Genomic DNA, 21,616 nt, shown 5'->3' with positions numbered 1-21,616 from the left:
TTGGCTGACGTTTCGTTGAGTGCGTATCAAAAATTTTAAGCTCAGTGGTTAGGCAGACCTATGATCAAAATAAAACGTGGGCTGGATTTGCCCATAACAGGCGCGCCGGCTCAGCAGATCGAAGCATCGAGGCCGGTGCGCAGCGTCGCTGTCATAGGCTTCGATTATCACGGTATGAAACCCACCATGGCAGTTCAGGTGGGTGACCGGGTCAAGCTGGGTCAGATTCTTTTCTCCGACAAACGATCCGAGGGGATCCAGTACACGGCTCCAGGCGCTGGCATCGTCAGCGCGATTCACCGTGGCGAGAAGAGGGTGCTGCAATCGGTGGTCATTGATCTCGAGGGCGACGAGCAGGAAACCTTCGCGCAATTTCCCGACGCCCAGTTGAGCAGCCTCGACGCTGCACAGGTTCGCGAGAATCTGCAGCAGTCGGGCCTGTGGACGGCGTTGCGCACGCGGCCATTCAGCAAGGTACCGGCCATCGATGCCGTACCGAGCTCGATCTTCGTCAGCGCCATCGATACCCACCCGTTGGCGGCCGACCCTGCGCCGATCATCGCCGAGCACGCGGCCGATTTCGAGAGCGGTCTCAAGGTGCTGGCTCGTCTGGGCCAGGTATTCCTGTGCAAGGGCCCGGATGTGAACCTTCCGGGCGAACAGGCCGAGGGTGTTCGCAGCCAGGCTTTCGCCGGCCCGCACCCGGCCGGTCTGGCGGGCACCCATATCCATTTCCTCGATCCGGTCAGCGCCAGCAAGAGTGTCTGGACGATCAACTATCAGGACGTGATTGCTGTCGGCAAACTGTTCACCACCGGTCGGCTGTGGGTCGAACGCGTGGTCGCCCTGGCCGGCCCGGTCGTCGAGCGGCCACGTCTGCTGCGTACCCGTCTGGGTGCCAACCTCGATGAGCTGACTGCCGGTGAGCTCGCCACGGGCGAGAATCGGATCATTTCCGGCTCCGTGCTGGGGGGGCGTACGTCCCGGGGTTCCTGTTCCTACCTGGGTCGCTACCACCTGCAGGTGTCTTGCCTGGCCGAGGGCAGCGAGCGCGAGTTGATGCATTACCTGCGCGCAGGGGTGAACAAACACTCGGTCCTCAATATCTTCGTGTCCAAGCTCAACGCCGCAAAGCGGTTCGCGTTCTCGACCACCACCAATGGCAGCCCGCGCGCCATGGTGCCGGTCGGCAACTACGAAGAGGTGATGCCGCTGGACATCCTGCCGACGCAACTGCTGCGTTCGCTGATCGTCGGCGATACCGAGATGGCCCAGCAGCTTGGCTGCCTGGAGCTCGACGAGGAAGACCTGGCGCTGTGCACTTACGTGTGTGCCGGCAAATACGAATACGGTCCGATCCTGCGGGATAGTCTGGCCCTCATCGAGAAGGAGGGTTGACCCGTGAGCGTGCGTGAATTCCTCGACAAGATCGAACACAACTTCGAAAAAGGCGGCAAGTACGAGAAGTGGTACGCCCTCTATGAGGCCGTGGACACCTTCTTCTATCGTCCTGCCAGCGTTACCAAAACCACCGCCCACGTGCGTGACGGCATCGACCTCAAGCGCATGATGATCACCGTCTGGGCCTGTACCTTCCCGGCGATGTTCTTCGGCGTGTGGAACACCGGCTACCAGGCCAACCTGGTCTATGCGCAGAGCCCGGAACTGCTGGCCGCTCAAGACGGCTGGCGCTTCGCGCTGATCGGTGCGCTGGGCGGTTTCGACCCGAGCAGCCTGTGGGACAACTTCATCCAGGGGGCGGCGTACTTCCTGCCCGTCTACCTCACGGCGTTCATCGTCGGGGGGTTCTGGGAGGTGCTGTTCGCCTCGATCCGTCGCCATGAAGTGAACGAAGGCTTCTTCGTGACCTCGGTGCTGTTCGCGCTGATTCTGCCGCCGAGCATTCCGCTCTGGCAGGTCGCGCTGGGCATCAGCTTCGGCGTGGTGATCGGCAAGGAAGTGTTCGGTGGCACCGGCAAGAACTTCCTCAACCCGGCTCTGGTCGGTCGTGCCTTCCTGTTCTTCGCCTATCCGGCGCAGATCTCCGGTGATGGCGTGTGGACCGCCGTGGACGGCTATGCCGGCGCCACCGCGCTGACTGCCGTCGCTGGCGGTGGCGTGGAGAGCCTGATCGACAACGGCCTGACCTGGACCCACGCGTTCATCGGCCTGATGCCGGGTTCCATCGGCGAGACCGGCACCCTGGCGATCCTGCTCGGTGGCGCGGTGCTGCTGATCACCAAGATCGCCTCCTGGCGGATCGTCACCGGAGTCATGCTTGGCATGATCGCCACCGCCACGTTGTTCAACGCCATCGCCTCGGAAAGCAATCCGCTGTTCGCCATGCCCTGGTACTGGCATCTGGTCACCGGGGGCTTCGCCTTCGGCATGATCTTCATGGCTACCGACCCGGTGTCGGCGTCCATGACCAATACCGGCAAGTGGATCTTCGGCATCCTCATCGGCCTGCTGGTGACCATCATTCGTGTGGTCAACCCGGCGTTCCCGGAAGGCATGATGCTGGCGATCCTGTTCGGCAACCTGTGTGCGCCCCTGATCGACCACTACGTGGTACGGGCCAACATCAAGCGGAGGCTGGCGCGTAATGTCTAAGATTAAAGAAACTCCGACACGCACCCTGGTCGTGACCCTGGTGATGTGCCTGGTGTGCTCGATCGCGGTATCGGCCGCGGCGCTGATCCTGCGTCCGACCCAGCAGGAAAATGCGCTGGTCGACCGTCAACGCGCGGTACTGGTGATCGCCGAACTCTGGCAGCCGGGCATGTCCAGCGATGAAGTGCGCGAAATGTTCTCCTCGCGCGTCACCCCACGTCTGGTCGATCTGCGTACCGGCGAGTACAGCGACGCCTTCGACCCGCATACCTTCGACCAGAACAAGTCGATCGCCGATGCCTCCTTGTCCAGCCAGATTCCGGAAGGGCAGGACATCGCCTCGATTCGTCGCCGGGAGCACTACGCTGTGGTCTACCAGATCGAGCAGGACGGGCAGATGGATCGCCTGGTGCTGCCGGTGCGCGGCTACGGCCTGTGGTCGACCATGTATGGTTTCGTCGCCCTGCAGAGTGACCTGGAGACCGTCGCCGGCCTGGGCTTCTACCAGCATGGGGAAACCCCGGGGCTGGGTGGCGAGATCGACAACCCCAACTGGCAGGCCAAGTGGGTCGGCAAGAAGGTCTACCAGAATGGTGAACCGGCTCTGCGGGTCATCAAGGGCAGTGTCAATGAACAGAGCCCGCAAGCCGATTATCAGGTCGATGCCATCGCCGGTGCGACCATCACCGCCAACGGCGTGACTCACATGATTCACTTCTGGCTTGGTGAGGACGGCTTCGGCCCGTTCATCAAGAAGCTCGGCGCAGGGGAGGCTTGATCCATGTCCAAATCCACCATGAAAGAGCTGTTGCTCGATCCGATTCTCAACAAGAACCCGATCGGTCTGCAGATCCTCGGTATCTGCTCGGCGCTGGCAGTCACTTCCAGCCTGAGCACGGCGCTGGTGCTGTCCATCGCGCTGACCGTGACCACGGCGTTTTCCAGCTTCTTCATTTCGATGGTGCGCCACCAGATTCCGGGCTCCATCCGCATGATCGCCCAGGTGGTGATCATCGCCTCGCTGGTAATCGTCATCGATCAGTTCCTCAAGGCCTATGCCTATAGCCTGAGTCAGCGGCTGTCGGTGTTCGTCGGCCTGATCATCACCAACTGCATCGTCATGGGGCGCGCCGAAGCCTTCGCCATGTCCAACCCACCGGTGGCGTCGTTCGTCGATGGTCTGGGCAACGGGCTGGGCTACAGCGCCATGCTGGTGGCGCTGGGTATCGTGCGCGAGCTGTTCGGTGCCGGTTCGCTGATGGGCGTGCAGATTCTGCATACCGTCAACAACGGCGGCTGGTATCAGCCCAATGGCTTGCTGCTGCTGCCACCCTCGGCGTTCTTCCTGATCGGCCTGTTCATCTGGGCACTGCGTAGCTACAAGAAGGAGCAGGTCGAGAAGGTCGAGTACCGCATGGCGCCGCAAGTGAAGAACGAGGAGGCTTACTAAATGGAACATTACATCAGCCTGTTCGTCCGTGCGGTGTTCATCGAGAACATGGCCCTGGCGTTCTTCCTGGGCATGTGCACCTTCCTGGCGATTTCCAAGAAGGTCGAAACCTCGTTGATGCTGGGTCTGACGGTGATCGTGGTGATGATCATCACCGTGCCGCTGAACAACCTGCTCTATGTCTACCTGCTCAAGGATGGCGCGCTTTCCTGGGCTGGTCTGCCGGAAGTCGACCTGAGCTTCCTCGGTCTGATCTGCTACATCGGCCTGATTGCCGCCGTGGTGCAGATCATGGAAATGGTGCTCGACAAGTACCTGCCTGCGCTCTACAACGCGCTGGGCATCTTCCTGCCGCTGATCACCGTGCACTGCGCCATCTTCGGCGGCACCCTGTTCATGGTCGAGCGTGACTACAACTTCACCGAGAGCGTGGTTTACGGCGCTGGTGCCGGTGTCTCCTGGGCACTGGCCATCGTGCTGCTGGCGGCGATCCGCGAGAAGCTCAAGTACAGCGATCCACCCGCCGGTCTGCGTGGGCTGGGTCTGACCTTCATCACCGTTGGCCTGATGTCGCTGGGCTTCATGTCGTTCTCCGGCGTACAGCTGTAAGGGGTTGCCAATGGCTTTCGAGATTCTAGTAGCAGTCTCCATGTTCACCGTGGTGATCATCCTCCTCGTGGCGGTGATCCTCATGGCGCGTGCACGCCTGGTTTCCGCGGGCGACGTGAACATCGAGATCAATGGTGAGCGCACCATCACCGTTCCGGCTGGCGGCAAGTTGCTGCAGACCCTGGCCGAGAACGAGATCTTCCTGTCGTCCGCCTGTGGCGGCGGCGGGACCTGTGCGCAGTGCAAATGCATCGTGGAAAGCGGCGGCGGCGAGATGCTGTCCACCGAGGAGTCGCACTTCAACAAGCGTGAAGCCCGTGACGGCTGGCGCCTGTCCTGCCAGACCCCGGTCAAGCAGGACATGAAGATCGAAGTGCCCGAAGAAGTCTTCGGCGTGAAGAAGTGGGAATGCACGGTGGAGTCCAACCCCAACGTCGCCACCTTCATCAAGGAGCTGACCCTCAAGTTGCCGGAAGGCGAGAGCGTCGACTTCCGCGCCGGTGGCTACGTGCAGTTGGAGTGCCCACCGCACACCGTGCAGTACAAGGACTTCGACATCCAGGAGGAGTACCGCGGCGACTGGGACAAATTCAACCAGTGGAAGTACGTCTCCAAGGTCGATGAGACCGTGATCCGTGCCTACTCCATGGCCAACTATCCCGAAGAAGTCGGCCTGGTGAAGTTCAATATCCGCATCGCTTCGCCGCCACCGGGCAAGGACCACCTGCCGCCTGGCCAGATGTCTTCCTGGGTGTTCAGCCGCAAGCCCGGTGACAAGGTCACGGTGTACGGCCCGTTCGGCGAGTTCTTCGCCAAGGACACCGATGCCGAGATGGTCTTCATCGGTGGTGGTGCCGGCATGGCGCCGATGCGTTCGCACATCTTCGACCAGCTCAAGCGTTTGAAGTCCACCCGCAAGATCAGCTTCTGGTACGGCGCGCGCTCGATGCGCGAGGCCTTCTATACCGAGGAATACGACCAGTTGCAGGCGGAGAATCCGAACTTCGAATGGCACCTGGCGCTGTCCGATCCGCAGCCGGAAGACAACTGGACCGGCCTCAAGGGCTTCATCCACAACGTGCTGTACGAGAACTACCTGAAGGACCACCCGGCACCCGAAGACTGCGAGTTCTACATGTGCGGCCCGCCCATGATGAACGCCGCGGTGATCAAGATGCTCACCGACCTGGGTGTCGAACAGGACAACATCCTGCTCGACGACTTCGGCGGATGATTCCACGGGCTGCAATACTGCAGCCCGCCCTTGTCACGGCCCTGGCTGTGGCATTGGCGGGCTGCGGCTTTTCCGAGCGTGTCGAAGAGTTCGGCGGCCCTGCTCAGGGCAGCACCTATTCGGTCAAGTACGTGAGCACTGCGTCCGCGCCGGACAAGGCGGCGCTCAAGGCCGAGGTCGAGGCGATCTTCTCCGAGGTCGACGAGCAGATGTCCACCTACCGTGACGACTCGCTGATCGAGCAGTTCAACCGCGCCCCGGCAGGCACCTGCATGCCCATGCCCGAAGGCGTGTTGAAACTGGTGCGCACCGGTGATGAGTTGCACCGCGACAGTGGCGGAGCCTTCGATCTGACCCTGGAGCCTCTGCTCGATCTGTGGGGCTTCGGCCCGCGCGGTAACGGCGAGCGCCAGGTTCCGGATGCCGAGGCCCTGAAAGAGGTGCGCGGGCGCATCGGCCAGGAGCATTTGCATATCGAGGGTGATCGCCTGTGCAAGGATCTCGACCTGCAGGTCGACTTCAACAGCATCGCTGCCGGATATACGGTTGATCGAATCATCGAGCGTCTTGTCGAACGGGGTGTGCGCAGTTACCTGGTGGAAGCCACCGGCGAGCTCAAGGCGGTAGGGCGCAAGCCCGATGGTCAGCCCTGGCGCATCGCCCTGGAAGCGCCCCGTGATGATCAGCGCACCATCCAGCGGGTCATCGAACTGGATGGCTACGGCATTTCCACTTCGGGTGACTACCGCAATTATTTCGAGGAGCAGGGCGTGCGTTACTCCCACACCCTCGATCCGCAGACCGCCGCACCGATTCAGCACACCCTGGCGGCGGTCACCGTGGCTGCACCATCGACGCTGATGGCTGATGGCCTGTCCACCGTGCTGCTGGTGCTCGGCCCCGAGAAGGGCTACGCGTATGCAGAGCGTGAAGGTATAGCGGCGTTTTTCGTGACCCGTGAGGGTGACGGATTCGTCACACGCAGTACCGCCACTTTCGAGCAGCTCTTCGCTGCGGGAGGCAAACAATGACATTCGTAATCGTTTTTCTGGTCATGCTGACGGTCGTCGGCCTGATGGCCGTTGGTGTGATGATGGGTCGCAAGCCCATCGCCGGCTCCTGCGGCGGCATCGCCAATCTGGGGATCGAGAAGAAATGCTCAATCTGCGGCGACGACCGCGAGCTGTGTGAAGAAGTGACGCGAAGTAACGAAGACAAGGGCGCCTCCGGCGTGCAGAGCTTCGACGCGAGCAAGCGCTGATCGCCATTTGCGGTCTGGCCCGGTAGGCTATGCGCTGTTGCGAAATGTTGCGTACCAGGCCGCACGGTCGGTCTGGTTCTGCCGAGAATGCCCGATAAGCGTTCCGGCGTGATCTGAGGAGAGAACATGGCGGTCTACAACTACGATGTCGTGGTATTGGGTTCCGGCCCGGCGGGAGAAGGGGCTGCGATGAACGCGGCCAAGGCCGGCCGCAAGGTGGCGGTGGTCGATGACCGCCGCGAAGTCGGCGGCAACTGCACCCACCTGGGCACCATCCCGTCCAAGGCGCTGCGCCACTCGGTGCGGCAGATCATGCAGTTCAACACCAACCCCATGTTTCGCCAGATCGGCGAGCCGCGCTGGTTCTCCTTTCCGGACGTGCTGAAAAGCGCCGAGCGGGTAATCGCCAAGCAGGTCACCTCGCGCACCGGCTACTACGCCCGTAACCGTATCGACGTGTTCTTCGGCACTGGCAGTTTCGCCGACGAGCAGACCATCGAAGTGGTGTGCCCCAACGGCGTACTGGAAACCCTGTCGGCCAAACAGGTGATCATCGCCACCGGCTCGCGCCCGTATCGCCCGGCGGATATCGACTTCAACCACCCGCGCGTCTACGACAGCGACACCATCCTCACGCTCAGCCACACGCCGCGCCGTCTGATCATCTACGGAGCCGGGGTGATCGGCAGCGAGTACGCATCGATCTTCAGCGGCCTGGGCGTGCTGGTCGACCTGATCGACAACCGTGACCAGTTGCTCAGCTTCCTGGACTCGGAAATTTCCGACGCCCTGAGCTACCACCTGCGTACCAACAACGTGCTGATTCGTCACAACGAAGAGTACGAGCGCATCGAGGGCCTGGATAACGGTGTGATCCTGCACCTCAAGTCCGGCAAGAAGATCAAGGCCGATGCGCTGCTGTGGTGTAACGGGCGTACCGGCAACACTGACAAGCTGGGCCTGGAAAACATCGGCATCAACGTCAACAGCCGTGGTCAGGTGCAGGTCGACGAGCATTACCGTACCGAAGTCGACAACATCTACGCTGCCGGTGACGTGATCGGCTGGCCAAGCCTGGCCAGTGCCGCGGCTGACCAGGGTCGCTCCGCGGCCGGCAGCATCGTCGACAACGGCAGCTGGCGGATCGTCGATGACATTCCTACCGGTATCTACACCATTCCCGAGATCAGCTCGATCGGCAAGAACGAGCACGAGCTGACCAAGGCGCAGGTGCCGTACGAAGTCGGCAAGGCGTTCTTCAAGAGCATGGCCCGTGCGCAGATTTCCCACGAGCCGGTGGGCATGCTGAAGATCCTCTTCCACCGCGAAACCCTGGAAGTGCTCGGCGTGCACTGCTTCGGCTACCAGGCTTCGGAGATCGTGCACATCGGCCAGGCGATCATGAACCAGAAGGGCGAGGCGAATACCCTGAAGTATTTCGTCAACACCACCTTCAACTACCCAACCATGGCAGAGGCCTACCGGGTAGCGGCGTTCGACGGCCTCAACCGGCTTTTTTGAGCGGCTCCGGCCGGCGGCCTGAGCCGGTCGGGGATCCTTTCGCCGACTCCCGCGACTGGCGCTGGCCAAACCGCGAGAGCGTCTGAGCAGGCCCGAAAACCGATCCCTTGTGGATCGGTTTTTTTATGGGCGGCACCTGTCGAAAGCAGGCAGGGCAGCCGGGGCCGAACGCAGCGATACCCAGGATCGTTGATTCACGCTTATCGCTGCCCTTGGACCGAGTGCGTGGACGCGCCATGCGCGAATCGCGGGCATGGCCCGCTCCCACAGCGTCAGGCCGAGCTTGGCTCACGACACAAAAATAACGGCGCGGCCACCAATCGCCTGCAAGCAGGCTCCTACAAGACGTTGGCACAGATCCGTAGGAGCCCGCTTGCGGGCGATGTGCCGGTGGCCATCCTGCCGCTGCCCTCGGACCGAGTGCGGGAATGCGCCATGCGCGAATCGCGGGCATGGCCCGCTCCCACAGCGTCAGGCCGAGCTTGGCTCACGAGGCAAAAACAACGGTGCGGCTACCAATCGCCTGCAAGCAGGCTCCTACGCGACGTTGGCACAGATCCGTAGGAGCCCGCTTGCGGGCGATGTGCCGGTGGCCATCCTGCCGCTGCCCTCGGACCGAGTGCGGAAACGCGCCATGCGCGAATCGCGGGCGTGGCCCGCTCCCACAGCGTCGAGCCGACGCCTGGCTCACGACACAAATAGCGGTGCGGCCACCGATCGCCTGCAAGCAGGCTCCTACGCGACGTTGGCGCTGATTCGTAGGAGCCCGCTTGCGGGCAATGTGCCGGTGGCCATCCTGCCGCTGCCCTCGGACCGGGTGTGGGAGCGCGCCATGCGCGCGAATCGCGGGCATGGCCCGCTCCCACAGCGTCTGGCCGACGCCTGGCTCACGACACAAATAACGGTGCGGCCACCAATCGCCTGCAAGCAGGCTCCTACGCGACGTTGGCGCAGATCCGTAGGAGCCCGCTTGCGGGCGATGCGCCGGTGGCCATCCTGCAACGTCGCGGCATGGCCACCGATCGCCTGCACGGCGGCAGGCTGTGGAGGACTCAGCCGCGCAGGGTGCTCACTGCGATACCGGGGAAGTCGGTGATGATGCTGTCCACACCGAAGTCTGCGAGGCGGCGCATGAGGGCGGGTTCGTTGACTGTCCATACCGACACGTGCAAACCGGCCTTCTGGGCCTTGAGCAGGCGTTCCGGGGTGCACAGCGTCCAGTTCAGGGCCAGCAGGTCGCAGCCATAGTTGCGGGCGACCTTGAGCGGATCCAGCCAGGCGTATTCGGCGACCAGGCCGCGGGCCAGGTGCGGTGTCAGGCGCTGGGCGGCGCTCAGGACCTCACGGGAGCTGGAGGTGATGGTGATCTTGTCGTCCAGGCCAAAACGCCGGCTGAGCAGGGCGATGGCCTCCACCGTACGGGCGGCGCGGACCTTGGAGGCGCTCTTGACCTCCAGTTGCCAGTGCTCGAAATCGCACTGCTCGAACAGTTCGCTCAGGCGCGGAATGGGGCAGGGGTGACGCCAGCCCGGGCCGCCACGACGGGCGTCGTAATGCACCAGGTCGGCGGCGTCATGCTCGACCACCTTGCCGCGCTGGCCGGTGGTGCGCTTCAACGTCGGGTCATGGATGACCATCAGCTCGCCATCACGGGACAGGTGCAGGTCCAGCTCGCAGCGACGCACGCCGTGCTCGAGGCACTGCTGAAAGCTGGTCAGGGTATTTTCCGGGGCTTCGCCCTTGGCGCCGCGGTGGCCGTAGATCAGGGTCACGGTTGCTCCTTACTCGGTTCGTGTGGTGCGCGGTTGTTGATGGCGCACGCTGTTGATCACGTGGTCGTATTCGAAGTAAACGCTGAATTCGCGGTAATCCCAGCGGGTAATCGGTGGCTTGCCGACTGCGGGATGCTCTTCGTCAGCCAGGCCGAAGCGCTCCAGCACCGAACGCTTGGACTGGCCGAGCTTCGGCAGGTCGGTGAGGTCGGCACCCTGTTGGCCGATGGGGATGGTCAGCGTGTCGGCATGGGCGGCGGCTGGCAGCAGCAAGGCCAGTGACAGGAACAATCGTAGTACGGTCATGCGGAATCCTCGCGAGCCTGACGGCGCTCCTGCGCCTGGCGTTGCAGGATATGTCGGGCGAGCAACTGGCGCTGTGCGTCAGTCAGCGCTTCGAATTCGGCGCCGATCTCGAATTGCCCTTCGTGGTCCTGGCAATGCAGCACCCTGGCACGCAGCAGCAGGCCCAGTGCCTGGGGCATGAGCACCATCTTCAGCGCCAGATGCGTGTCGACCGGCAGGGGCTGGGCATTGAGGAAACTGATGCCGCCCTCCGACAGGGTGACGCGTTTCGGCGGGCCGATGTCGCGCAGCAGGCTCTGGGCCATGGCCTGACCGAGCAGGTCGATGCGTTTGTTGACCACCTTGAGGTAATTGGCCAGGGTGCGGTCGCGCTCGCTGATGTTGCGCAGCAGGTGCTGGGACTCGAAGTCCATCAGATGCAGTTCGCTGAGCAGGTTGAACAGCGGTGAAGCGTCGTGAAGCTCGTCACTGGCCAGGGCTTCGGCACCAGCCAGTGGGGTGAAATCCAGTGCGATCGTGTCCTCGATACGGTAGTATTCGCGGCGATCATTTTCGTCTTGAGTCGACATGGCGAACCCATGGCAGCGGTGGTGGTCAGAGTGTAAGGCCGCTCGCCAGGCCCCGCCACAAGGACGTTTCTCTTTCCCTCGAACAAGCGCCCCACATGTTCAGACCCCTGTCCGTTTTTCTCGGTACGCGCTACACGCGGGCCAAGCGTCGCAACCACTTCGTTTCGTTCATATCCCTGACCTCGATGATCGGGCTGGCACTCGGTGTGCTGGTGATGATCCTGGTGTTGTCGGTGATGAACGGCTTCGACCATGAAATGCGTACCCGCGTGCTGGGCATGGTGCCCCACGCCACGGTCGAGAGCTCCCAGCCGATCAGCGACTGGCGCCGCCTCGCCGACCGTGCGTTGCAGAACCCCCAGGTCATCGCCGTGGCGCCGTTCAGCCAGATGCAGGGCCTGCTGACCAACGATGGCAAGGTACAGAAGGTGCTGATCAATGCCGTGGATCCCGTCGAGGAGCCCAAGGTATCGATCATCGGCGACTTCTTCCGCGAGGGCCGGCTGGAGGATCTGCAGCCTGGCACCTTCGGCATCGTCATCGGTGACAAGGCGGCCGAGAAGCTCGGTGTTGGCCTGGGTGACAAGCTGACCTTCGTGGCACCGGAAGTCACCGTCACCCCTGGTGGCATGTTTCCGCGTCTCAAGCGTTTCACCGTGGTCGGCATCTTCCATGTCGGTGCCGGTGAAATCGACGGTTTCATGGCCATGACCCACATTCAGGATCTGGCCCGCCTGCAGCGCCACCAGGCCGATCAGGTGCAGGGCATCCGCCTCAAGTTCGCCGACCTGTTCCAGGCGCCGCGCACCGCCTGGCAACTGGCGCAAAGCTTTGGCGAGCAGGACTACCTGGCCCGCGACTGGACGCGCACCCACGGCAATCTGTATCAGGCCATCCGCATGGAAAAAGCCATGATCGGTCTGTTGCTGCTGCTGATCGTCGCCGTGGCAGCCTTCAATATCATCTCCACCCTGGTGATGGTGGTGACCGACAAGAAGGGCGATATCGCCATTCTGCGTACCCTGGGCGCCACGCCGATGCAGATCATGGCCACCTTCATGGTGCAGGGCACGGTGATCGGGGTGATCGGTACCCTGATCGGCGCGCTGCTGGGCATCCTCGCCGCGCTCAACATCAGCTCGATCATCGCCGGCGTCGAGCGCCTGCTCGGCTTCAAGTTTCTCAATGCCGATGTGTACTTCATCGACTACCTGCCGTCGCAGCTGATGCTCGCCGACGTGGTGCAGGTCTGCGGTGCGGCATTGGTCCTGAGTTTCCTCGCTACTCTTTATCCGGCCTGGCGCGCGGCGCGCACCCAGCCCGCGGAGGCATTACGTTATGAGTGATCCGGTCGTGCAGGCGCAGGCAAGCGCCGTGCTCAGCTGCCGCAACCTGAGCAAGCGCTACGAAGAAGGCCCGCAGTCGGTGGTGGTCCTCGACGACCTGCAACTGGAGCTGTTGCCCGGTGAGCGGGTGGCCATCGTCGGCAGTTCGGGTTCCGGCAAGAGCACCCTGTTGAACATGCTCGGCGGCCTGGATACGCCAAGCAGCGGCAGCGTCTGGCTGGCCGGTGAGGAGCTGTCGGCGCTCAACGAGAAACAGCGCGGCCTGCTGCGTAACCGCGCGCTGGGTTTCGTCTATCAGTTCCACCACCTGCTGGCCGAGTTCACCGCGCTGGAGAACGTGTGCATGCCACTGCTGATCGGCAAGACCTCGATCAGCGAGTCGCGTCAGCGTGCCACCGAGTTGCTCGAGCGGGTCGGCCTGGGCCATCGCCTGAGCCACAAGCCTGCCGAGCTTTCCGGTGGTGAGCGGCAGCGCGTGGCGATTGCCCGGGCGCTGGTCAATCGCCCGGGGCTGGTGCTGCTCGACGAGCCTACCGGCAACCTCGACAACCACACCGCTCAAGGTATTCAGGACCTGATGCGCGAACTCAGCACGCAGTCGCAGACCGCCTTTCTGGTGGTGACCCACGACCTGCAGTTGGCGCGGCAGATGGACCGGGTGCTGAGCCTGGAAGACGGCAAGCTGGTGCACGCCTGATGTTTCGCCCGCTGAGTGTCTTCATCGGCCTGCGTTACACCCGTGCCAAGCGCCGCAACCACTTCATCTCGTTCATTTCCCTGACCTCGATGATCGGCCTCTCTCTGGGCGTGCTGGCGATGATCGTGGTGCTGTCGGTGATGAATGGTTTTCACCGGGAAATGAGCTCGCGCATTCTCGGCATGGTGCCCCATGCGACCATCGCCGGTTCGCCAGCCCTGGCCGACTGGCAGGCGCCAGCCAAGGTCGCCCTGGAAAATCCCCAGGTGGAAGCGGCCGTGCCCTTCGCCGAGCTGGAAGGCATGCTGTCTTACCGCGGCGTGATGCAGCCGATTCAGCTGCACGGCATCGACCCCGAGCTGGAACCGAAGGTCTCGATCATCGGTGATCACATGGTGCAGGGCCGTCTGAGCGATCTGCGCGAAGGCGAGTATGGGGTGATCATCGGTGAGATCACTGCACGCCGTTTCCAGCTGCAGGTTGGTGATCGGCTGGCGCTGATCGTGCCGGAAATCAGCTCGGTACCGGGTGGTATCACGCCGCGCATGCAGCGCCTGAACGTGGTTGGCATCTTCAAGGTGGGCGCCGATCTGGACAGCTCCCTGGCCCTGATCAACGTAGCCGATGCCGCGCAGATTCAGCGCCTGGAACCCGGCTCGGTGCAGAGCATCCGCCTCAAGCTGAAGGATCTCTACCAGTCACCGCAGGTTGCCGCCGGCATTGCCGCGCAACTGGGCGAGGGTTACCGCGCCAGCGACTGGACGCAGACCCAGGGCAGCCTGTTCAGCGCCATGAAGATGGAGAAGACCATGATCGGTCTGCTGCTGCTGCTGATCGTCGCGGTGGCTGCCTTCAACATCATCGCCACGCTGATCATGGTGGTCGCCGACAAGGGCGCCGACATCGCCATCCTGCGCACGCTGGGCGCCACGCCGCGACAGATCATGGGGGTGTTCATGGTGCAGGGCACGGTGATCGGGGTGATCGGTACCCTCATCGGTGGCGTGCTCGGTGTACTGGCAGCGCTGAACGTCAGTGAGCTGGTGGGGTGGCTCGAGCGTATCAGCGGGCAGCATGTGTTCAGCTCCGACGTGTACTTCATCAGCACCTTGCCGTCCGAGCTGCAGGTCGCCGACGTGGTGCTGATCTGCAGCGCTGCGCTGACCCTCAGCTTCCTCGCCACGCTCTATCCTTCCTGGCGTGCGTCGCGCACCCAGCCAGCCGAGGCGCTGCGTTACGAATGAGCTGCTAAGCTGAAGGAGGCCGCTATGGATAGCGGCCTTTTCGTTTGTGTCGTGAGCAGGACAACCCATGGAAGGGACTCGATCAGGCAACCTGCGCAACGGGTTGCTGGGCTTGGCGGCAGGGCTGTTGCTGCTGCGCTTCTTGCCGCAACTACCCCCCGCGTCGCTGGTGCTGGCCGCCGCTCTGGTGGGGCTGGCTCTGCTGCCGTTTCGCAGCTATCCCGTCGCTCTGTTTCTGCTCGGCTTGAGTTGGGCCTGCACCTCTGCGCAATGGGCGCTGGATGATCGTCTCGATCCAGCGCTGGACGGCCGCACCCTTTGGCTGGAGGGCAGGGTGGTGGACCTGCCGGATGTGCGTGAGGGGGTGGTGCGCTTCCATCTGCAGCAGCCGCAGTCGCGACGCGCGCAGTTGCCGCAGTTACTGCGGTTGTCCTGGTATGGCGGCCCCGAGATTCGCGCTGGCGAAACCTGGCGGCTGGCGGTCAATCTCAAGCGCCCCCATGGTCTGGTCAATCCGCAGTCCTTCGATTACGAAGCCTGGTTGCTGGCGCAGCGCATCGGTGGTGTCGGCACGATCAAGTCCGGGCAGCGCCTTGACGATGCAGGCGGTGGCAGTGCCTGGCGAGACCGTTTGCGGCAGCGCATGCTCGCCGAGGACGCCCATGGGCGCGCCGGAGGGTTGGCCGCACTGGTGCTGGGCGATGGCTCCGGGCTGTCGGTGGCCGACTGGCGCGTGCTGCAGGATACCGGCACGGTGCACCTGCTGGTGATTTCCGGCCAGCACGTGACATTGGTGGCCGGCATGTTTTACGGCCTGGTGTTCTGGCTGGCGCGGTTGGGCTGCTGGCCACGGTTTCTGCCCTGGTTGCCGACAGCGTGTTTGCTGGCGTTCTCGTCGGCGCTGGGCTACAGCCTGCTGGCTGGCTTCGACGTGCCGGTGCAGCGGGCCTGCGCCATGATCGGCCTGGTGCTGCTGTGGCGCTGGCGCTTTCGTCATCTGGGCATTGCCTTGCCGTTGCTGGTGGCGTTGGTCGCGGTGCTGCTGTTCGAGCCGCTGGCGGTGTTGCAGCCGGGGTTCTGGCTATCGTTCGGGGCAGTGGGGCTGCTGATCCTGATCTTCGCTGCCCGCCTTGGGGCCTGGGCCTGGTGGCGCACCCTGGGGCGTGCGCAATGGGCGATGACCGTGGGCTTGCTGCCGATGCTGCTGGCCCTCGGGTTGCCGATCAGCGCCAGCAGTCCCCTGGCCAATCTGATCGCCGTGCCCTGGGTGGGGTTCGCGGTGGTGCCGCCCGCATTGCTTGGCACGCTGTTGCTGCCTGTGCCCTGGCTGGGTGAGGCTCTGCTCTGGTGGGCGGGCTTCGCTCTCGAATGGCTGTTTCGCCTGCTGGCGCTGATAGCCGCCTGGCTGCCGGCCTGGATACCCAGCGCGTTGCCGTTCTGGGCCTGGCTGCTGGTGGCACTGGGCGCGCTGCTGATCCTGCTGCCCAGCGGGGTGCCGCTGCGCGGATTGGGCCTGGTGCTGCTCTTGCCGCTGCTGTTCACCCCGGTGCAGCGGCCGGCCGAACAGCGCGCCGAGGTATGGATGTTCGATGTCGGGCAGGGCTTGTCGATGCTGGTGCTGACTCGCGAACACGCGTTGCTCTACGACGCCGGGCCACGCTTTGGCGACTTCGATATCGGCGAGCGGGTGGTCGTGCCGTCGCTCAGGGCGCTCGATGTGCGCAGGCTGGACATGATGGTGCTCAGCCATTCGGACAACGACCATTCCGGTGGTGCCGAGGCGGTGGCCCGCGGCATGACGGTGAGCCAGGTGCTCAGCGGCGAGGCGCCCGAGTTGCCGACGGTGCTGGGCGCGCAACCCTGTGGCGAGGACAGCTGGATCTGGAATGGCGTGCACTTCAGCACCTGGCGCTGGGCGCAGGCGCGGGACAGCAACCAGTCATCCTGCGTGCTGATGATCGACGCGGGGGGAGAGCGCGCTCTGCTGACCGGGGATATCGATGTGCGTGCCGAGCGCGCCCTGATCGACACGGTGCGGGATTTGCGGGCCGACTGGCTGTTGGCTCCCCACCACGGCAGCCGCAGCTCTTCCTCGGCGATTTTTCTGGCCGCTGTCAGGCCTGGAGCGGTGCTGTATTCGCGCGGCAGGCACAATGGCTACGGGCATCCTCACCCCACGGTGCTGTCACGTTACGCCGCGATGGGCGCCAGGGCTTACGACAACGTCGAGACCGGCGCGCTGCGTATCGATCTCGGTACATTCGGTGAGCCGCACGCCTTGCGTAAAATACCGCGTTTCTGGCGGGAAAAATGAGAACCGCAGCCGTCGGCGACATCACGACCCTATGCTAGAGTGGCGCCACTTTTGTGAAGGGGATCTGCCACCGTGTGGGAACTGGTTATAGCTGGCGGCTGGGTGATGCTGCCGATCGTTCTGTGTTCAATCGCTGCCCTGGGCATCATTGCCGAGCGGCTGTGGACGTTGCGCGTCAGCCGAGTCACGCCGCCCAACCTGCTTGGGCAGGTGTGGCGCTGGATCAAGGACAAGGAGCTGAACAACCAGAAGCTCAAGGAGCTGCGCGCCGATTCGCCGCTGGGAGAAATCCTCGCCGCGGGTCTGGCCAACTCCAAGCATGGTCGTGAAGTGATGAAGGAGTGCATCGAGGAGGCTGCGGCCCGTGTGGTGCACGAGATGGAGCGCTATCTCAATGCGCTGGGCACCATCGCCGGAATCACGCCGCTGCTCGGCCTGCTCGGTACGGTGATCGCCATGATCGATATCTTCGGCTCGTTCATGGGGGGCAGCACGGCCAACCCGGCGTTGCTCGCCGGCGGTATCGCCAAGGCGCTGATCACCACCGCATCGGGTCTGACAGTGGCGATTCCGGCACTGTTCTTCCACCGTTTCCTGCAGCGCCGCGTCGATGAACTGGTCGTCGGCATGGAGCAGGAAGCGATCAAGCTGGTGGAGATGGTGCAGGGCGAGCGTGATGTCGACCTGGCCGAGGAGCCCAAGCCGGCCAAGGGGAGCAAGAAGGCGTGAAGTTCAGACGTAGACGGCGTGAGCAGGTCGAGATCAATCTCGCCTCGCTGATCGACGTGGTGTTCATCCTGCTGCTGTTCTTCGTGGTGAGCACTACCTTCACGCGTGAAACCCGTATGCAGGTCGACCTGCCCGAGGCTGCCAGCGGTACACCGCCCGAGCAGAGCGAACTCAAGCAACTGGAAGTGGTGATATCGGCAGAGGGCGGCATCTCGCTCAACGGCCAGGCCCTGATCAAGAATGATCTGGATAACCTGATGGCGGCCTTGCAGAAGGAGTCCGGTGGCGACAACAGCCTGCCGCTGACCATCAGCGCCGACGCCAAGACCAGCCACCAATCGGTGGTCACCGCCATGGATGCAGCCGGCAAGCTGGGCTTCGCGCACCTGCGCATCACCACGGTCGAGACTCAGGCCGCGCCCTGATGGCGAGCTTTTCCGACCGTCTGGTGCGGGCCTGGTACGAAGGGCATCCGGCTCTGGCGCTGTTGCGGCCGCTGGAGGCGCTGTACCGCGGTGTGGTGCAGCGCAAGCGCGCGCGCTTTCTCGCCGGTGCGGGTGAAACCTACCGCGCACCGGTGCCGCTGATCGTGGTGGGTAACGTCACCGTCGGCGGCACCGGCAAGACCCCACTGATTCTCTGGCTGGTCGAGCAGTGCCAGGCCCGCGGCCTGCGCGTTGGCGTGATCAGTCGCGGGTATGGCGCCAAGCCGCCGAGCCTGCCCTGGCGGGTCAGGGCCGAGCACACTGCCGAGCAGGCTGGCGACGAGCCGCTGCTGATCGTGCAGCGCAGTGGCGTGCCGCTGATGATCGACCCGGATCGTGGTCGCGCCGCTCGCGCCTTGCTGGCCGAGGAGCCCCTGGACCTGCTGCTCAGCGACGATGGCCTGCAACACTACCGCCTGGCCCGTGATCTGGAACTGGTCCTGATCGACGCCGCGCGGGGGCTGGGCAATGGCCGCTGCCTGCCCGCCGGGCCGTTGCGCGAACCCGCTGAGCGCCTGCAGAGCGTGGATGCCTGCCTCTACAACGGCGCGCCGAGCGATCCCCTGGGTGGGTATGCCTTTACCCTGGTACCCAGCGCCCTGATCAACCTGCGCAGCGGCGAGCGCCGTCCGCTCGATCACTTTCCGCCCGGTCAGGCCGTGCATGCGGTGGCCGGTATCGGCAACCCGCAGCGTTTCTTCACGACCCTCGAGGCGCTACACTGGCGGCCTGTCGCGCATGCCTTCGCCGACCATGCTGCCTACAGCGCCGAGCTGCTGAATTTCTCGCTGGCGCTGCCGCTGGTAATGACGGAAAAGGACGCGGTGAAGTGCCGGGCCTTCGCGGCTGACGACTGGTGGTATCTGGCCGTCGATGCCCAGCCCTCCGTCGCGTTTCGTGACTGGTTCGAGGCTCGCCTGGATCGTCTGCTCGGCGAGCGGCAGTAACCGCGTCACGCGCTCACTCCTCTTGTTCTCAAGGATTTTCCCATGGACCCGAAACTGCTCGATATCCTGGCCTGCCCGATCACCAAGGGCCCGCTCAAGCTCAGCCAGGACAAGACCGAACTGATCAGTAAAGGTGCCGGCCTGGCCTATCCGGTCCGCGATGGCATTCCGGTCATGCTGGAAAGCGAAGCCCGCACCCTCAACGATGACGAACGCCTGGACAAGTAAGATGAGCAACGCCTTTACCGTGGTGATTCCGGCGCGCTATGCGTCTACACGCCTGCCAGGCAAGCCACTGCAGGATATCGCCGGCAAGCCGATGATCCAGCATGTCTGGGAACAGGCCTGCAAAAGCAGCGCAACCCAGGTCGTGGTAGCCACCGATGATGCGCGCATCGTCGAGGCCTGCCAGGGGTTCGGTGCACAGGTGCTGCTGACCCGCGTCGATCATAACTCCGGCACCGACCGCCTGGCCGAAGTGGCCGCTGCGCTGGGCCTGGCTGCCGATGCCATCGTGGTCAACGTGCAGGGTGACGAGCCGCTGGTGCCGCCCGCGATCATCGATCAGGTGGCCGCCAATCTGGCCGGCAACCCCCAGGCCGCCATCGCCACCCTGGCCGAGCCCATTGACGATGTCGCCGCGCTGTTCAACCCCAATGTGGTCAAGGTCGCCAGCGATCTCAACGGTCTGGCGCTGACCTTCAGCCGTGCGCCGCTGCCGTGGGCGCGTGATGCCTTCGCTGTCGATCGCGATACCTTGCCTGCCAATGTTCCCTATCGCCGGCATATCGGCATCTATGCCTATCGCGCTGGCTTCCTGCAGGACTTCGTCGCCTGGGGCCCGTGCTGGCTGGAAAATACCGAGTGCCTGGAGCAGTTGCGCGCGCTCTGGCACGGTGTACGTATCCACGTCGCCGACGCGCTGGAAGCGCCGCCCGCCGGGGTCGACACTCAGGAAGACCTCGACCGCGTACGTCGGTTGCTGGGCGCCTGATGCGCGTTCTGTTCGTTTGCCTGGGCAATATCTGTCGTTCCCCCACTGCCGAGGCGGTATTGCGTCAGCGTCTGCAGCAGGCGGGGCTGGCCGAGCGCATCGAAGTCGACTCCGCTGGCACCGGCGACTGGCACGTGGGCAAGGCTCCGGACCCGCGTACCCAGGAGGCTGCCAGTCGACGAGGCTATGACCTGTCCGGCCTGCGCGGCCGTCAGGTCTCTGCCGACGATTTCTCGCGCTTCGATCTGGTGCTGGCCATGGATGGCGCCAATCTGCGCGACCTGCAGCGCATGCGTCCTGCTCAAGCGCGGGGCGAGCTGGACCTCTATCTACGCCGCTACGACCTGGCCGTGGATGAGGTGCCCGATCCCTATTACGGCGGTACCGAAGGTTTCGAGCAGGTGCTGGATCTGCTCGAGCAGGCCAGCGACGCATTGCTGATCGAACTCAAGGGGCGTTTATGAAGGTGGTGGTCCAGGCCGGCGTTTCGCTCAAGGCTTACAACACGTTCGGCGTGGATGTGGCGGCGCGCTACTTTGCCGAGGCGGCCGACGACGACCAGGTGCGCCAGGCACTGAGCGCTGCCCGTGAGCGGCAGGTGCCGCTGCTGCTGCTGGGAGGCGGTAGCAACCTGCTTCTGACCGCGGATGTCGAGGCGCTGGTGCTGCGCATGGCCAGCCGCGGTATTCGTCTGCTGGCCGATGATGGCCAGCGGGTGGAGATCGAGGCGGAGGCGGGTGAGCCCTGGCATGGCTTCGTGCAGTGGACCTTGCGCCAGGGCTTTGTCGGCCTGGAAAATCTCAGTCTTATTCCGGGTACGGTCGGTGCCTCGCCGGTGCAGAACATCGGTGCCTATGGCGTCGAGCTGAAGGACTGTTTCCTTGGGCTGACGGCGCTGGATCGACACAGTGGTGAGGTCAGAGCGTTCGATCTGCAGGATTGTGCCTTCGCTTATCGCGACAGCCTCTTCAAGCGTGAAAGCGGGCGCTGGATCATTCTGCGCGTGCGTTTCACCCTGAGCCGCAATGCACACTTGCACCTGGATTACGGCCCGGTACGCCAGCGCCTGGCGGAGCAGGGCATCGAGGCGCCGAACGCCAGCGATGTCAGCCGGGCCATCTGCGCCATCCGCAGCGAGAAGCTGCCAGACCCTGCCGTGCTCGGCAACGCAGGCAGCTTCTTCAAGAATCCGCTGGTGCCGGCCGAGCTGGCCGAGCGTCTGCAGCACATTCACGCTGATCTGGTGGCCTATCCCCAGGCAGACGGCCAGGTGAAACTGGCGGCTGGCTGGCTGATCGAAAGGGCGGGCTGGAAGGGCTTTCGTGATGGCGATGCCGGCGTGCATCGCCTGCAGGCGCTGGTGCTGGTCAATTACGGTCAGGCCAGCGGTCAGCAACTGCTCGCATTGGCACAGCGCATTCAGGCGGATATCGCCGAGCGCTTCGGCGTGAGCCTGGAAATCGAGCCGAACGTGCTCTGATCCTACATGCCGCGCAGCCTCGCCATGTTGGCGGGGCTGTGCAGG

Annotated in this window: 23 protein-coding genes; 20 read left to right on the top strand and 3 right to left on the bottom strand. The window is 63.7% G+C overall.

What is annotated here, in order from left to right; translation table 11 throughout:
* Positions 1–60 precede the first annotated feature (60 nt).
* The 9 genes from QRN22_RS17430 (at position 61) to sthA (ending at position 8,688) form a co-directional block, all read left to right on the top strand.
* Positions 61–1,398, top strand: a complete 1,338-nt coding sequence (locus QRN22_RS17430) for a Na(+)-translocating NADH-quinone reductase subunit A (RefSeq protein WP_042555605.1) — start codon at positions 61–63, stop codon at positions 1,396–1,398.
* 3 nt (positions 1,399–1,401) lie between these two features.
* Positions 1,402–2,613 (top strand): NADH:ubiquinone reductase (Na(+)-transporting) subunit B, encoded by a 1,212-nt coding sequence (locus QRN22_RS17425; RefSeq protein WP_042555606.1) that lies wholly within the window; start codon positions 1,402–1,404, stop codon positions 2,611–2,613.
* On the top strand, positions 2,606–3,391 hold the full coding sequence (locus QRN22_RS17420; protein ID WP_042555607.1) for a Na(+)-translocating NADH-quinone reductase subunit C: 786 nt from the start codon (positions 2,606–2,608) through the stop codon (positions 3,389–3,391). Before QRN22_RS17425 ends, QRN22_RS17420 begins: the two co-directional genes overlap by 8 nt.
* Positions 3,392–3,394: 3 nt before the next feature.
* A complete protein-coding gene (locus QRN22_RS17415; RefSeq protein WP_042555608.1) occupies positions 3,395–4,063 on the top strand; it encodes an NADH:ubiquinone reductase (Na(+)-transporting) subunit D in 669 nt (222 codons plus the stop codon).
* Positions 4,064–4,672, top strand: a complete 609-nt coding sequence (nqrE, locus tag QRN22_RS17410; protein WP_042555609.1) for an NADH:ubiquinone reductase (Na(+)-transporting) subunit E — start codon at positions 4,064–4,066, stop codon at positions 4,670–4,672.
* A gap of 10 nt (positions 4,673–4,682) precedes the next feature.
* Complete coding sequence (gene nqrF, locus QRN22_RS17405) at positions 4,683–5,906, top strand: NADH:ubiquinone reductase (Na(+)-transporting) subunit F (protein WP_042555610.1); 1,224 nt, start codon at positions 4,683–4,685, stop codon at positions 5,904–5,906.
* Positions 5,903–6,937, top strand: a complete 1,035-nt coding sequence (locus QRN22_RS17400; RefSeq protein ID WP_042555611.1) for an FAD:protein FMN transferase — start codon at positions 5,903–5,905, stop codon at positions 6,935–6,937. The genes nqrF and QRN22_RS17400 overlap by 4 nt, the downstream gene beginning before the upstream one ends.
* Positions 6,934–7,167 carry a (Na+)-NQR maturation NqrM gene (gene nqrM, locus QRN22_RS17395; protein WP_042555612.1) on the top strand — a complete coding sequence of 78 codons (234 nt, stop codon included), beginning with the start codon at positions 6,934–6,936 and terminating at the stop codon, positions 7,165–7,167. Before QRN22_RS17400 ends, nqrM begins: the two co-directional genes overlap by 4 nt.
* 126 nt (positions 7,168–7,293) lie before the next feature.
* Positions 7,294–8,688, top strand: a complete 1,395-nt coding sequence (gene sthA / locus QRN22_RS17390) for a Si-specific NAD(P)(+) transhydrogenase (RefSeq protein WP_042555613.1) — start codon at positions 7,294–7,296, stop codon at positions 8,686–8,688.
* Positions 8,689–9,740: 1,052 nt separating this feature from the next.
* On the opposite strand, the gene QRN22_RS17385 is transcribed toward sthA, so the two are convergent.
* The 3 genes from QRN22_RS17385 to QRN22_RS17375 are packed head-to-tail and all read right to left on the bottom strand — an operon-like array spanning position 9,741 to position 11,335.
* On the bottom strand, positions 9,741–10,460 hold the full coding sequence (locus QRN22_RS17385; protein WP_042555614.1) for a glycerophosphodiester phosphodiesterase: 720 nt from the start codon (positions 10,458–10,460) through the stop codon (positions 9,741–9,743).
* 9 nt (positions 10,461–10,469) lie between these two features.
* The gene (locus tag QRN22_RS17380) at positions 10,470–10,766 is read right to left on the bottom strand and encodes a hypothetical protein (RefSeq protein WP_042555615.1); all 297 of its coding nucleotides are present in this window, start codon (positions 10,764–10,766) and stop codon (positions 10,470–10,472) included.
* Positions 10,763–11,335 carry a PilZ domain-containing protein gene (locus QRN22_RS17375; RefSeq protein ID WP_042555616.1) on the bottom strand — a complete coding sequence of 191 codons (573 nt, stop codon included), beginning with the start codon at positions 11,333–11,335 and terminating at the stop codon, positions 10,763–10,765. Before QRN22_RS17375 ends, QRN22_RS17380 begins: the two co-directional genes overlap by 4 nt.
* Positions 11,336–11,430: 95 nt before the next feature.
* Here QRN22_RS17375 and QRN22_RS17370 point away from each other — a divergent pair, with 95 nt between their 5' ends.
* The 11 genes from QRN22_RS17370 (at position 11,431) to murB (ending at position 21,571) form a co-directional block, all read left to right on the top strand.
* A complete protein-coding gene (locus QRN22_RS17370) occupies positions 11,431–12,681 on the top strand; it encodes a lipoprotein-releasing ABC transporter permease subunit (RefSeq protein WP_042555617.1) in 1,251 nt (416 codons plus the stop codon).
* The gene (gene lolD / locus QRN22_RS17365) at positions 12,674–13,378 is read left to right on the top strand and encodes a lipoprotein-releasing ABC transporter ATP-binding protein LolD (RefSeq protein WP_042555618.1); all 705 of its coding nucleotides are present in this window, start codon (positions 12,674–12,676) and stop codon (positions 13,376–13,378) included. Before QRN22_RS17370 ends, lolD begins: the two co-directional genes overlap by 8 nt.
* Positions 13,378–14,622, top strand: a complete 1,245-nt coding sequence (locus tag QRN22_RS17360) for a lipoprotein-releasing ABC transporter permease subunit (protein ID WP_042555619.1) — start codon at positions 13,378–13,380, stop codon at positions 14,620–14,622. The genes lolD and QRN22_RS17360 overlap by 1 nt, the downstream gene beginning before the upstream one ends.
* 91 nt (positions 14,623–14,713) lie before the next feature.
* Positions 14,714–16,936, top strand: a complete 2,223-nt coding sequence (locus QRN22_RS17355) for a DNA internalization-related competence protein ComEC/Rec2 (protein ID WP_042555818.1) — start codon at positions 14,714–14,716, stop codon at positions 16,934–16,936.
* Positions 16,937–17,008: 72 nt separating this feature from the next.
* The gene (gene pocA / locus QRN22_RS17350) at positions 17,009–17,665 is read left to right on the top strand and encodes a flagellar polar localization protein PocA (RefSeq protein WP_042555620.1); all 657 of its coding nucleotides are present in this window, start codon (positions 17,009–17,011) and stop codon (positions 17,663–17,665) included.
* A complete protein-coding gene (gene pocB / locus QRN22_RS17345; RefSeq protein ID WP_042555621.1) occupies positions 17,662–18,090 on the top strand; it encodes a flagellar polar localization protein PocB in 429 nt (142 codons plus the stop codon). Before pocA ends, pocB begins: the two co-directional genes overlap by 4 nt.
* Positions 18,090–19,097 (top strand): tetraacyldisaccharide 4'-kinase, encoded by a 1,008-nt coding sequence (gene lpxK / locus QRN22_RS17340; RefSeq protein WP_042555622.1) that lies wholly within the window; start codon positions 18,090–18,092, stop codon positions 19,095–19,097. Before pocB ends, lpxK begins: the two co-directional genes overlap by 1 nt.
* Positions 19,098–19,139: 42 nt before the next feature.
* Positions 19,140–19,325, top strand: coding sequence for a Trm112 family protein (locus tag QRN22_RS17335; RefSeq protein WP_042555623.1), 186 nt, complete (start codon positions 19,140–19,142; stop codon positions 19,323–19,325).
* A 1-nt stretch (position 19,326) separates the two neighbouring features.
* Entirely contained in the window at positions 19,327–20,091 is a 765-nt protein-coding gene (kdsB, locus tag QRN22_RS17330; protein ID WP_042555624.1) for a 3-deoxy-manno-octulosonate cytidylyltransferase, read from the top strand.
* A complete protein-coding gene (locus QRN22_RS17325; protein ID WP_042555625.1) occupies positions 20,091–20,555 on the top strand; it encodes a low molecular weight protein-tyrosine-phosphatase in 465 nt (154 codons plus the stop codon). The genes kdsB and QRN22_RS17325 overlap by 1 nt, the downstream gene beginning before the upstream one ends.
* Positions 20,552–21,571 carry a UDP-N-acetylmuramate dehydrogenase gene (gene murB / locus QRN22_RS17320; RefSeq protein ID WP_042555626.1) on the top strand — a complete coding sequence of 340 codons (1,020 nt, stop codon included), beginning with the start codon at positions 20,552–20,554 and terminating at the stop codon, positions 21,569–21,571. Before QRN22_RS17325 ends, murB begins: the two co-directional genes overlap by 4 nt.
* Positions 21,572–21,616: the final 45 nt, after the last annotated feature.

Source organism: Pseudomonas sp. MEJ086 (genome assembly GCF_030209025.1).
Classification (GTDB): Bacteria; Pseudomonadota; Gammaproteobacteria; order Pseudomonadales; family Pseudomonadaceae; genus Aquipseudomonas; species Aquipseudomonas fulva_A.
This window is presented reverse-complemented; position numbering and strand designations above follow the sequence as displayed.